The sequence below is a fragment of the Bacillus sp. FSL P4-0248 genome (genome assembly GCF_038593305.1).
Classification (GTDB): domain Bacteria; phylum Bacillota; class Bacilli; order Bacillales; family Bacillaceae; genus Bacillus; species Bacillus safensis.
In genome coordinates this window covers 1017119-1029708 of sequence record NZ_CP151983.1, presented here as the reverse complement: position 1 = coordinate 1029708, position 12590 = coordinate 1017119, and the positions used below count along the sequence as shown (strand labels likewise).

Annotated in this window: 13 protein-coding genes; 3 read left to right on the top strand and 10 right to left on the bottom strand. The window is 42.1% G+C overall.

The features are described from left to right. Positions 1-32: 32 nt before the first annotated feature. The 7 genes from NST65_RS05145 to NST65_RS05115 all read right to left on the bottom strand — a co-directional run bounded on the left by NST65_RS05145 (position 33) and on the right by NST65_RS05115 (position 6405). Complete coding sequence (locus tag NST65_RS05145) at positions 33-986, bottom strand: LCP family protein (protein WP_034282168.1); 954 nt, start codon at positions 984-986, stop codon at positions 33-35. A 138-nt stretch (positions 987-1124) separates the two neighbouring features. Next, positions 1125-2069, bottom strand: a complete 945-nt coding sequence (locus NST65_RS05140; protein ID WP_342489339.1) for a siderophore ABC transporter substrate-binding protein — start codon at positions 2067-2069, stop codon at positions 1125-1127. A 22-nt stretch (positions 2070-2091) separates the two neighbouring features. Next, complete coding sequence (locus tag NST65_RS05135) at positions 2092-2850, bottom strand: ATP-binding cassette domain-containing protein (protein WP_041117050.1); 759 nt, start codon at positions 2848-2850, stop codon at positions 2092-2094. Next, entirely contained in the window at positions 2841-3791 is a 951-nt protein-coding gene (locus NST65_RS05130; protein ID WP_041117048.1) for an iron chelate uptake ABC transporter family permease subunit, read from the bottom strand. The genes NST65_RS05135 and NST65_RS05130 overlap by 10 nt, the downstream gene beginning before the upstream one ends. Continuing rightward, positions 3784-4734 carry an ABC transporter permease gene (locus NST65_RS05125; protein ID WP_041117046.1) on the bottom strand — a complete coding sequence of 317 codons (951 nt, stop codon included), beginning with the start codon at positions 4732-4734 and terminating at the stop codon, positions 3784-3786. The genes NST65_RS05130 and NST65_RS05125 overlap by 8 nt, the downstream gene beginning before the upstream one ends. Positions 4735-4894: 160 nt before the next feature. Then, entirely contained in the window at positions 4895-5170 is a 276-nt protein-coding gene (locus NST65_RS05120; RefSeq protein WP_065214458.1) for a barstar family protein, read from the bottom strand. 65 nt (positions 5171-5235) lie between these two features. Beyond that, on the bottom strand, positions 5236-6405 hold the full coding sequence (locus NST65_RS05115; RefSeq protein WP_342489338.1) for an MFS transporter: 1170 nt from the start codon (positions 6403-6405) through the stop codon (positions 5236-5238). Between the two features lie 145 nt (positions 6406-6550). On the opposite strand from NST65_RS05115, the gene NST65_RS05110 reads away from it, so the two are divergent. After that, positions 6551-7990, top strand: coding sequence for a PLP-dependent aminotransferase family protein (locus tag NST65_RS05110; RefSeq protein ID WP_034282181.1), 1440 nt, complete (start codon positions 6551-6553; stop codon positions 7988-7990). A gap of 31 nt (positions 7991-8021) precedes the next feature. Here the strand turns inward: NST65_RS05110 and NST65_RS05105 are convergent, their stop codons facing one another. Continuing rightward, entirely contained in the window at positions 8022-8504 is a 483-nt protein-coding gene (locus NST65_RS05105; protein ID WP_034282182.1) for a hypothetical protein, read from the bottom strand. 298 nt (positions 8505-8802) lie between these two features. Beyond that, complete coding sequence (locus NST65_RS05100) at positions 8803-9381, bottom strand: competence protein ComK (protein WP_034282183.1); 579 nt, start codon at positions 9379-9381, stop codon at positions 8803-8805. Positions 9382-9670: 289 nt separating this feature from the next. Between NST65_RS05100 and NST65_RS05095 the strand changes: the two genes are divergently transcribed. Further along, the gene (locus tag NST65_RS05095; RefSeq protein WP_008348804.1) at positions 9671-9907 is read left to right on the top strand and encodes an IDEAL domain-containing protein; all 237 of its coding nucleotides are present in this window, start codon (positions 9671-9673) and stop codon (positions 9905-9907) included. Between the two features lie 56 nt (positions 9908-9963). Here the strand turns inward: NST65_RS05095 and NST65_RS05090 are convergent, their stop codons facing one another. Beyond that, the gene (locus NST65_RS05090) at positions 9964-10824 is read right to left on the bottom strand and encodes an SDR family oxidoreductase (RefSeq protein WP_034282185.1); all 861 of its coding nucleotides are present in this window, start codon (positions 10822-10824) and stop codon (positions 9964-9966) included. 141 nt (positions 10825-10965) lie between these two features. On the opposite strand from NST65_RS05090, the gene NST65_RS05085 reads away from it, so the two are divergent. Further along, positions 10966-12498: an FAD-dependent oxidoreductase gene (locus NST65_RS05085; RefSeq protein ID WP_041117038.1), complete on the top strand. Its 1533-nt coding sequence runs from the start codon at positions 10966-10968 to the stop codon at positions 12496-12498. The last annotated feature ends 92 nt before the right edge of the window (positions 12499-12590 follow it).

The following is a 12590-nucleotide window of genomic DNA, read 5'->3' as shown; positions in this document are numbered from 1 at the left end:
AAAGCCTGCCGCGGCGGCAGGCTCCTTCTTATTTATGATAATTCAAGCTGTTTTCTCAGCTCTGTTCTAACTTCTTCTAATCCTGGTCCATCTAACTCAAAGTAATACACATTCCCAGGCTGATAATCATGGCCCTTTAGCTGAATCGTATCCACTGATTTCAATGAGCTCAGTAATGGAAAAAGACCGATGAACTGTTTCATGGAAAGGTTGGTTGAGACATTATCACCAAGCGTATCAATGATGTTGTCGTATGACGGGATCGAAGAAATCGATTTAGATTTTTCAAAGATGGCTTGAAGTGCTTCCATTTGGCGCTTTCCGCGCATGAGATCACTATCAGCCTTTCTCGTTCTCACAAAGGCCAAAGCTTCTTCGCCATTCAGTCTATGAGTGCCTGTTTGCACTTGAACTTTTCCCTTTGAATCCTTTTCCATCTGTTTTGCGATGCTTTCATCTTCAATCGTTACGTCAATTCCATTTAGCTCATCCACAATGTCTTGAAACGCCTTAAAGTTCCCTGAAATCACATAGTCTACAGGAATGTTCAACAAGTTTTCGACCGTTTTGACTGACAAATCTGCACTCCCAAACGCATGGGCGTGAGCAATTTTATCATATCCTCTTCCCGGTATATCTACATAAGAATCACGAGGAATACTGAGAAGCTTAATGGTTTTGTCTGTTCGGTTCACCGCCGCCAGTAAGACCGCATCACTTCTTGCTTCATCTACCGTTTCACCTGGACGGCTGTCAATTCCAAGCAGCAGCACCGAAAAGCTGTCCTTTCCTGGATCAAAAGCTTTCACACGCTTTTGCGAGGTGTCTCCTCTTTCTAATGATACTTGCGCCTTATTCGACGCTTTTGAAATTTTATAGTATGCGTATCCAGTCACGGACACTGCCATCACCATGACAAATGCCATGATAAACAGCACGGCTTTTACCCAAGGCCTTAGTCTTCTTTTTGATCTTTTTTCCTTCATCCTTTCCGAACCCTCACTCTATCTTAGTCTATCAATGTAGGTTCCACTATAACATATTTTGATGAAAGTTTCCTGCACGCAACATATTTTTATGAATCCACAATAAAAAAGCCGCTCAAGATGAGCAGCTTTCGTTCATTATTTTTGGCTAATACCTTGTTTTACTTCACCAATCATGGCAGATAATGATTCAAGCCCGCCGCCGGATAGATACCACATGTCAGAGTTCAAATACACCACATGGTTGTTTTTGATCGCTTTGACTGATTTCACGTAATCATTCTCAACAAGCTGTTTCGCAGACGTTTCTTCTCCGATCGCTGCGCCTCGATCAACGACAAATAGATAGTCTGGGTTCGTTTTGACCATGTATTCATACGAAATGCTTTGACCGTGTTTATCAGATGGCTCAAGCTTTTGATCTGCCGGTGTGATACCAAACACATCGTGGATGAGACCGTATCTTGACTTAGGTCCGAACGCTGTCATTTTGCTGTCGTTCGCCATGATCACCAGCCCATTTTTCTTTAACTCTTTTGCTTCTTTCTTTAAAGCATCCACTTTTTGATCAATGGCTGCAAGTTCTTCTTTAACTTTGTCTTCTTTATCAAAAACCTTGCCTAAAGTTTTGGCATTCTTTTTAAATGATTCCATATAATTGGCATTGTCTACATCCATATAAATCGTAGGGGCAATATTAGAAAATTCATCGAATGCATCTGCTTGACGGTGCTGGATAATGATTAAATCCGGCTTAATTTCTGCAATTTTTTCAAAGTTCGGCTCTTTTAATCCGCCGACATTTTCATATTTGTCTCCTTCATATTTTGATAAATATTTAGGCACCGCTTGTTTCGGTAAAGCTGTTACATTCACACCTATTTTGTCTAAAGTATCAAGACTTCCCATATCAAACACGACCACTTTTTTCGGGTTTTTCTTGATCTTTACACCATCTTTATTCAGTATGTCTTTTACCGTGACGGTTTCCCCTTTTGTGCCTTCAGTTTTCCCTTGGTTCCCGCAGGCAGCGAGTACCACGATTGCTATTAATATAGTCATCATCCAAGTCCATTTTTTCATACGTAATCACCTCTTCATTTTTTTAAGAAAAATATAAGCAAATGCGCTCACCACGAATAACTTCAATCGGTATGCGCATGTCATAAATTTGTTCAAGTGCATCTGTTTGAATCACTTCGTCCACTCCACCTTCTTTAATGACCTGTCCATCTTTTAAGGCGACGATATGATCGGAATACACAGAGGCAAAGTTAATATCATGAAGAACCACAACAATTGTTTTCCCAAGATCTTTGACGAGCTGCTGAAAGAGCTTCATCATCTCGACAGAATGATTCATATCCAAATTGTTTAAAGGCTCATCTAAGAAAATATAATCTGTATCCTGCGCCAGCACCATTGCAATAAAAGCTCTTTGTCTTTGTCCACCGCTCAGTTCATCTACATATTGATGCTGGATATCGGCAAGCTTCATGTATTGGAGGGACACATCAATCATCTTCTCATCCTCTTTTGTCAGATGACCCTGCGAGTAAGGGAAACGGCCAAAGCTGACAAGCTCCCGAACGGTCAGCCGCACATTCATATGATTGGCCTGCTTTAAAATACTCATCTTCTTTGCAAGTTCCTGCGGAGGGTATGCACTATATGGCTTGTCTTCTAAATAAGCTGCACCTGAGTCTGGCTGAATCAGCCGGCTCATGATGGATAAAAGCGTGCTTTTTCCCGCACCATTCGGACCAATGAGAGACGTCAGCTGTCCCTTTTTCACACTGATCGTTGTGTCGTGAAGCACTGTTTTTCCGTTATACGCCTTACTGACGCCCTTCATCAAGACCATGAACGACTCTCCTTTAACAGTAAATAAATAAAATACAGTCCGCCGACTAAATCAATCAACACACTAAGCGGCGTTTGAAAAGTAAATACCTTTTCTACAAGAAATTCCCCGCCTACAAGGGCAATCACGCTGATAAAAAAAGAGCCTAATAGCAAGTATGTATGCCGGTATGTCCGAAAAAGCTCTCGTGCGACGTTTACGGCGAGTAAGCCGAGGAACGTAATTGGTCCGACAAGTGCCGTTGCGATAGACACAAGGACAGCTATCACGATCAGCATTTTTTTTGTGATGCTGTCGTAGTCAATGCCTAGATTCACCGCATGTTCCTTGCCAAGAGACATGACATCTAATTTGGAGCGGAATGTCCAAATGTAAACACACAGCGCCGCAAATAAAACAGAAGCGATCAGTAAGATGTCCGTGTTCATGTGATTAAAGCTTGCAAAGGATTTATCCTGTACGACCTGATATTCATTCGGATCGATCAGCATTTCCATAAACGAAGAAAGACTTTTGAATAATGTCCCAAACACAATTCCAACAAGCAGAAGTAAGAAAATGTGTTTATTTTTGCGTTTGAACATGACTGTATACAGCAATACAGAAAATAGAATCATCAGCCCAACGCAAAGGAAAAAATTAAGATTCTTATTGACGATCATTAAATGAGTCGACCCAAACACATAAATAATCGCTGTTTGCAAAAACAAGTACAGTGCGTCTAAGCCCAATATGCTCGGCGTTAAGATTCGATTGTTGGTCAAAGTTTGAAAGACAACAGATGAAAAGGCAATCGCGCCTCCCGTTAATGTCATCGCAAGCACTTTCTTTAAACGGCTTGGGACTGTGTACGGCCAGTAGCCCATTTGAAAGGTAATAAAAATTACGATCAACACGGCTGCAATGGCTGCAATCAGACATAATATACGTTTCTTATGCATAGCGTTTCCTCCTTAATAACATGTACAGGAAGATCGCACTCCCGATGATGCCTACCATGAGCCCAACTGATATTTCATATGGATAAATGATCACCCTTCCGAGCACATCACAAATCAGAACAAAAATAGCTCCTAGTAAAGCTGTATGCGGGAGGCTTTTTTTCAAGTGATCGCCGCGGTAGATCGAAACAATATTCGGAATGATTAATCCAAGGAATGGCAGCATCCCGACAGTTAAAATGGTGACAGACGTAATCATTGAAACGATCACCAAACCAACTGCCATCACACGTTTATACGTTAAACCTAAGTTGACAGCAAAGCTCTCGCCCATGCCTGCCACTGTAAAGCGGTCAGCATATAAATACGCAATGATCAATAGTGGAACGCTCACATAGAGCAGTTCATAACGCCCTTGGACAATAAGAGAAAAATCCCCTTGAAGCCATGCTGATACGTTTTGGATCAAATCATATTTATAGGCTATAAACGTAGATATTGAACTGACAATCCCCCCAAACATTAAGCCGACTAATGGTACATAAATCGTATCATTCACCTTGATATGCCGCAGGATTTTTAAGAAAAGAAGATTCCCAGCTAAAGTAAATAGAAACGCAATCCCCATTTTCATAAGCGGATTCGCATGTGTAAAAACAAGCATTGCTGCTAAAATACCAAGCTTCGCCCAATCCATCGTTCCTGCAGTGGTTGGTGAAACAAATTTATTCCTCGTCATGCTTTGCATAATAAAGCCGCATAAACTAAGGCTCATACCAGCAAGCACAATACTCACGAGACGCGGGAGGCGGCTTGAAACTAACGTGTGCACTTGTTCATCTGTTAAATGAAACAGTTCTAAAATGGACAGATCCTGTACACCGACAAACAGAGATATACATGCCAAACATACAAATAACAAACTTAATTGATACAACTTCATACAGGTTTCTCACTTTCTATCAAGCTCTATCCGCCATAAATGATTATCATTATCAATTAAGCGACAGTTCATATATTATCACATCTAGTGAAATATTCAATAGCGGTATAAAAAAGACGAAAACTCAAAAAACAGCCTGCGGCAGCGGCTGCTTTTTCTCTTATTGAATATTCAATTGAAATTGTCCATTCAGTTCTTCTTCTGCTTCTTGAAATAACTGACGCAAGTTCTCAGCATAATCACCAAGAGCGTCTTTGCTCGTTTGAAAATTCACCCATGTCAGTTCAACTGGAAGAGTCACCTCGCCTGTCAAACAGTCCCAAAGGGCATCAAGATTTTTTCCGTAATAGTCAGGAAGGTGTAAAACTGTTTTTAGCTGGTCATGAAGCTCTTCTTGCGACCTGCACGCTGCGCCATCAAGCTGCACTTTTTTCATGTTCATCTTCCCCTCTCTTGCCTATATTTTAAACGAATTGGAAGAGAAAGAGAAAGATGGACATCTTACTTTTGTTTCTGCCTGACCCCTGAGATCAAGAGAATGAGGCAGGCAGCCAAAACGATCAAGAGAAAGAGGGTTAACACGATCTGAGTACCGTATATATCAGCAAAGAGTCCAACAAAAACACTCGGAATACCAAGTCCTAAATAGGCAAACAAGTAATACCCTGCAACGGCTCTAGCCGCCTCCTTTTTCCCTCGCTCAACAATGAGCTGAAGGCCACCTAAATAAGTAAATCCATAGCAGGCAGTACCCGCCAGCATCGTTCCGGCAAGTACAAGGAAAATAGACCCGCTGCTTGCACCGTATAGTAAGAGGCCATATCCGCACGGAAGACAGATAACCCCCAAAAGGAGCGCTGTGCTGCTATTCATCTTGCGCACAAAGGGCTGCATCAGGACACCTGCCATATTAATTAAAAAGAGCGCTGGCCCTACCCACAATTCATAACCATTTAGTTTAAGCTGTGCTGGCAAAATTGAAATGACAAGGCCGCACACCGACCATGCGATAGCAATGGCTGCATTCGCCGGCATTGTTCCTTTTGGAAATCTTGGCATGTTCATCATCGGTTTACCTGAATCTCCTTGGACAGGCGGCACGAAAAAGAAGACACCCACAATGGTTAAGATCAAAAAAGCCAGCACAATCCAATAGCTAAGCGGCGTGAGGGACACACGCTGAAAAGAAAGAAGTGCCGTAAAAAGAGCACCGCCCCCAAATCCAACCGAACTGCATAGTGCAATAAAAGTTGGAATCCAGCCTGACTTCTCTGGATATAAAGCAATCAAATATGCGGTGCATGTTCCAACACTAAGACCAAGTCCGACACCTTGCAAGAGCCGGGCAGCAAAGAGCATCTGTATGGAAGGGTGGATAATCATCAACAAGGTGGCACATAACGAAAAGCTAAGCGCAACCAATAAAATCGGTTTGCGTCCAACCCGGTCAGAAATGCCGCCAAGAAAAAGCAAAACTGGAATAAGTCCGAAGACATACGCGGCAAATACAAGTGCTGTTGCCGCCTTTCCGTACCCTGCGTGTTCTGCATACGCCGTATAAAGGGGCACTTGCAGATTCACAGCAATCGTAATCATAAAAAGACCAAGTAAAACGAAAATAAACGGGATGATGGATAAGTGTGCCGTTTCCTCTTTGGATGCTGGGATCATTTGACTCTCTCCTCTATGTCATTGCATATGAGAACAGTGTACACACCATTTGGCTTACTTCCTACATCCAAAAATGACACTATTGACCAGTCCATAATTCAGTGTCATCATCAACTTATGATGTGAAAACGAGAGAAGGTGCACGATGTATATTCATTTAGACCGTTCAAGCGCTACTCCGCTCTGGCAGCAAATCGTGACTGAGATCATTCAAAAAATTCATACACAAAAACTGCATCCTGACGATCAGTTAACACCGACAAGAGTGTTAGCACAGGAGCTTAATGTATCAAGATCAACCGTACAGCTTGCCTATGATGAGCTGCTGGCAAGAGGTTACGTGAGCACATCTAGAAGAGGCGGTACCAAGGTCATTTCAAGCGATCAATATACAGCTTCCCCTCCCTATCAAAGTGAACCGCCTTTTTCACCTCCGACAAGACCTCACTTTGAAGAAGCCGAAAAACAAATGGATCATTGGCTGTCAGCCAATCAATTTCATGAGAAGCTTGATATTGATTTTCGTCATCAGGAGCCAGCCATCGATGCACACTTTCAAAACATATGGAAGCGCTCGCTCATGAAAGCATTACAGCGATTAGATATGAAGGATTGGGGCTATTCCTCACCGCATGGATTATGGGAGGTGCGTTCAGAAATACGCCAATATTTATCTGTTGAACGCGGGATTGATGTAGAAGAAGATCAAATGGTGTTAACAGGTGGTACGCAGCAAGCCATTGATTTGATTTCACAGGTATTGCTTAAAAAAGGTGATACAGTGGCTGTTGAAGATCCAGGTTTCCCTGGGGCAAGGCTGTCGTTTATGCATCGCGAAATGAACATTCACCCCGCACCAGTTGATGAAGAAGGAATGGTGGTGAACACATTGCCCCGGCGAACAAAACTGATTGCTGTGACGCCCTCCCATCAGCGTCCAACTGGAGTATGTATGAGTGTAAACAGAAGGCAGCTGCTGCTGAAGTTTGCTGTCAGCCATCAGTCTTATATATTAGAGGATGATTTTGATGGGGATTATCGTTACCATGGCGGGCCGCTCCCTTCCCTATTTTCAGAAGCACCCGAGCATGTGATTTACATCTTAAGCTTCTCAAAAGTGCTGGCACCTGGCATCCGCCTGGCTGCCATTGTCGGCTCCAAAGCAGTCATGAAAGAAATTGCCGCACTGCAATCACTCATTCAAAGGCAGCTGCCCATTATGGAACAAATCACACTCGCTTCTTTTTTCAAAGAAGGAGAATTCACGCGGTATGTCAGGCGAATGAGACAGTTGTATAAAAAAAGACAGGCAGCCATGATGGAAGCCCTTTTGACACATCACTTTGACAAACACTTCCGTATCTACGGAACCGATACGGGCCTTCATGTCTTTTTAGAAGGAGCGCAAGACTTTGATGAAAAAGGAAGCATTGAGGCAGCAAAAGCAGCTGGCGTTGGCATTTATCCATTAAGTCCTTATTGTTTTGAAAGCAATCGAAAGGGATTACTGCTAGGATTCGCCTGTACGGACGAAAGCATGATTCAAGAGGGCGTTCGCCGTTTAAAGAAAATCCTTCACATCTAAAAAAGTCTGGAAGGTTTACTTCCAGGCTTTTTTAGGATGATTGCTGAATCTGACCTACTTCTTCCATAAATGCGGCTGTCTGCTGCAAGCCATCCTGAAAATGATGGGTAGCGGAAATAAACAGCTTTTCTTGATCGGGATGCTTCAAGAGCTTTTCCACCTTACTGATCCCTTTTTCAAATGAAGCAAGGCCTGTCTTTAATTGTTGATCGGCCTTTTGGTAAGCAGCTGGAACTTCTTGATGATCAAGCCCTTTTTGAATCACACGATCAAATGCTTTCGTCGCTTCTGTCAATTTTTTATTTGTTTGGATCTTTCCATGTCCATCTGAGATAAACTGACCGGTCATATTTTCATATGCTTTATTTAACTCATCCATATAAGACTGCACCCATTGTTCATAAGCAGCTTCTTTTGTGTCTTGCTTTGAAGGCGGCTGACCTGCTTGCTGACAGGCTGCTAGTAATGTCAAAGTTAGGATAAATAGCAGCACCAAATGTGATTGTTTTTTCATACAGAGCCTCCATTTCTTCATCCCATTCGTTCATATCGGTCAAATATAAGCATCCTTTACCACATAAGATTTCTTTTATTGTAACAGACAAGCTCGTGTCTCTTCTGTGATTTATGGATAAATGAATGAAAATATGTCTAAGGATTCACATTTCCCTGTCATTTCCCAAACAACCAATAGACGACGAGACATACGTATTTGGTTTCAATGAATTCTTCTTTATGATGTAGCGGCGCCTTTTTGCATTTCATTCATGCTGGATAAGAGGTCCAGCGGCTGCTCTGCCGCTGGCTTTTGACTAATATTTGTTTCGAAGCTCCCTTAATATAAAATCGTATACGAGATTGAGCTGCTGTTCTTTTGGATACAGCATAAATTCTTGTTTCTTCGGAAGACCTCCATCGAGACGATCTTGAAATTTCGTTCGGAGATATGCTGTCCGGTGCACCTGACTCTCAAATGATTTATATGAGACATCAAGTTTGACGGTTTGCTCGTTTGTAAAGGTGACCACCGTGTCTCCGAGGGATGATTCTTGGAAGGTATGAATGTATTTGTGGGAGATCCAGCCGCACTGAGGACGGTTGGATGAATAGGTTGGGAAAAAATACAGATGATTGGATGAGTCAATCACAATTGGGGGTTTGTGAGAAATTCCTGTTACTTCGTATGTTCCCGCCTTTCTGCCTGCATAGCTTGAGCCGAAGAATCTGCAGCTGCGTTCAATAATTTGCAGGGGCTTTAATTCAACGTAAAAGCTTGTCTCTCTTTCTATAACTTTTGAATATACTCTTTTTCCTTCTTCAACTGGAAGGACCGCCATTGTTGTTTGATTAATGACGTATGAATCTAAAGGTGTTTCACTAATTCCTGACACTTCATTTCCTCCTGTGTTAATATTTGGTTATTTGAGATACTATTAATCTATCACCAACATATAAGAAACGACAGGATTTTTTCAAAATTTATTAAAAATCATCTTTTTATCATATTTTTTAGTCCATTCGATCTATCGAAAAGCCATTTTTAAAGATATATCACATCCTGTCGATTGGACAAGAGGTGTCGATTCTGCTCAAAAATAAATTGTCTAAAAATTATAAATTCTTGTTGATTTTTTCTCCGCCAATCCATATACTATAAAAAAGGCATCGGGGGGATTCTTTATGAAAGAGAAAAAAACGTATGCTGAGCTCATGAAGTCCCGCAACACCCAAAAAACCGAAGAAAACGGCGTCACCATTTTAGACATCTATATTCAAATGGTTTTAGATGAGGCGCTTTATAAACAGCGCTTAACCTTCCTAAGAGAAGAGATTGATAAGGCACTGGATCAGCGTGATGAAAAGCGATTCAATGACTTGTCAGCTCAATATGCAGAACACTGCTTACATCAATCATGATGATTTTACTTGCGGCAGAGAGACAGTAACTCGTCTCTTTACCGCAAGTTTTTTGTTTATCCATTTAAAATGGTCCCGCCATTCACATGCAGCATTTGTCCATTCATATAAGATGAGTCTTCGCTCGCTAAAAATAAATAACTTGGCGCAAGCTCTACTGGCTCACCAGGACGTTCCATTGGGACATCTCCGCCAAATTCAGAGACTTCTTTTTCCGTAAAGGTTGAGGGAATCAGCGGTGTCCAAATAGGACCGGGAGCTACTCCATTCACTCTAATCCCTTGTTTAATGAGCGATAAAGATAATGATCTCGTAAAGGTGACGACCGCCCCTTTTGTGGATGAATAATCGATCAATGTTTCATGCCCTTTATAGGCGGTGACAGAGGCTGTATTAATGATACTGCTTCCTTTTTTTAAATGAGGAAGAACAGCCTTTGTTAAATAAAACATGGCAAAAATATTCGTTTGAAACGTCCGAAGAAGCTGATGCGAGGTAATTTGCTCAATGCTTTTTTGTGGATGCTGTTCCCCGGCGTTATTCACCAAAATATCAATGGAACCGAAGGCATCTTTTGTTTTTTTGACGACCTCATTAGAAAAAGCCTCATCCCCTAAATCACCTGCAATTAAGATGACACGGCCTCCCGCTTTCTCAATATAGTCCTTCGTCTCCTCGGCATCACGATGTTCACTTAAGTAAACAATGGCGACATTGGCACCTTCCTTCGCAAATAAAACAGAGACTGCTCTTCCAATCCCGCTGTCTCCACCTGTCACAATGGCTGTTTTTCCTGCTAACTTTTTATTCTGCACCTCACGATCAAAGACAGGTCTAGGGTTCATTTTATATTCAAGACCCGGACGTTCATTTTGGTGCTGAGGCGGTAATGTTTTCTTCGGCTGCTTTGTTGACACGTTAGTCCACTCCTTCCTTTTATCTTGTTTATTTTTATGTGCTGGCTGCTTTTTTATGTATGACGCCCCTGTTTCCTTTCAGATGTATGATTTTCAGCATTGTGGAAAAATTATACACAACAAATCATTGGAGGCGACAACATGGAACAAGAACATAAAGGAATGGAACAGGCAAAATCGTTATGGCTGGCGGATAGTCAGAAGCATTCTTTTCCTGCTGTCAGTGAAGATCTCACAGCAGATGTGATCATTGTCGGCGGCGGTATTACCGGTATCGCTGCGGCGTTTGAAATGACAGAGCGAGGACTAGATGTGATCATCATTGATGCCGAACAATTGCTGCAAGGCACGACCGGACACACAACGGCTAAAATCACCTCACAGCATGATGTGTACTATTATGAGCTGATTCAACAAATTGGGATGCCAAAAGCACGTTTGTATGTAGAAGCAAATGAGAAAGCAAAAGACCTCATTCAAGCTCGTATCAAAGAGCACGACATCGATTGTCAGCTAGAGATAAAAGATGCTTACCTTTATACAAAGGAAGAAAGCGGTGTAAAAAAGTTAAAGAAGGAATTAGATGCCTACAAACAGCTTGGTATTGACCGGGAATGGAAAACAAAGCTTCCTTTTGACGCTGACATTAAAGCAGCCCTTGCGATGACCAATCAGGCACAGTTTCATCCCCTTCATTATCTCAATGCGCTAATCGACAAGCTCCTAGAGCGAGGTGTACGTATCTTTGAACAAACAACCGCTGTTGATGTAAAAGAAGGGAACCGCCCTGCTGTCGTCACAAAAAGCGGATATCATCTGACAGGGCGCTATGTCATTTCATGCTCACACTTTCCTTTTTATGATGGAAAAGGACTTTATTTCACCCGTATTCATCCAGAGCAATCCTATGTCGTAGCAGCTAAAACAACCAAACCACTCACAGACGGAATGTACCTAGGAATTGACCAGCCTGCTCACTCTTTAAGAACGGCAGAATGGGACGGAGAAGAAGTAGTCCTCATCGGAGGAGAAGGCCATAAAACAGGACAAGGCGGAGATGAATCCGCTCACTATGAAGGACTAGAAACGTTTGGAGACGCCACCCTTGGAATAGAAGAAGTGCTGTATCGCTGGTCAACCCACGATATGGTCACAATGGATCAAATCCCTTACATTGGCCGCCTGACCAAACACCACCAGAATATCTTTGTAGCAACCGGCTTTAGAAAATGGGGCATGACCACAAGCCACGTCGCAGCCACTCTTATCGGTGATTTAATTGAAGGAAAATCGAATCCATACGAATCAATCTTTACGCCATCAAGACCTGTTACTGACTCTTTCGTCAAAGATTTCGTTAAAGAAAATGCCAATGTCGCTGCCAAGCTGATCAGTGGTAAATTCAAACGAACTGATCAAACAATCGATGATTTAAAACCAGGCGAGGGCGGCATTATCTCGTATGAACATAAAAAGTGCGGCGCCTATAAATCAGAGGATGGGAATGTCTTTCTAGTCGATACAACATGTACTCACCTAGGCTGTGAAGTGGCTTGGAATAATAGTGACCGCACTTGGGATTGCCCGTGTCACGGTTCACGTTTTTCCATTACTGGAGAAGTAGTAGAAGGCCCTGCTAAAAAACCACTAAAAAGGTCATATAAAGAACAGTAAAATTTCACTCGTCCCCCCTTTAAAAAATCCAATATTATCCGATAAAAAACATAAAGTCTGATATTTTTGATGATTATGGGGGGACAAACACA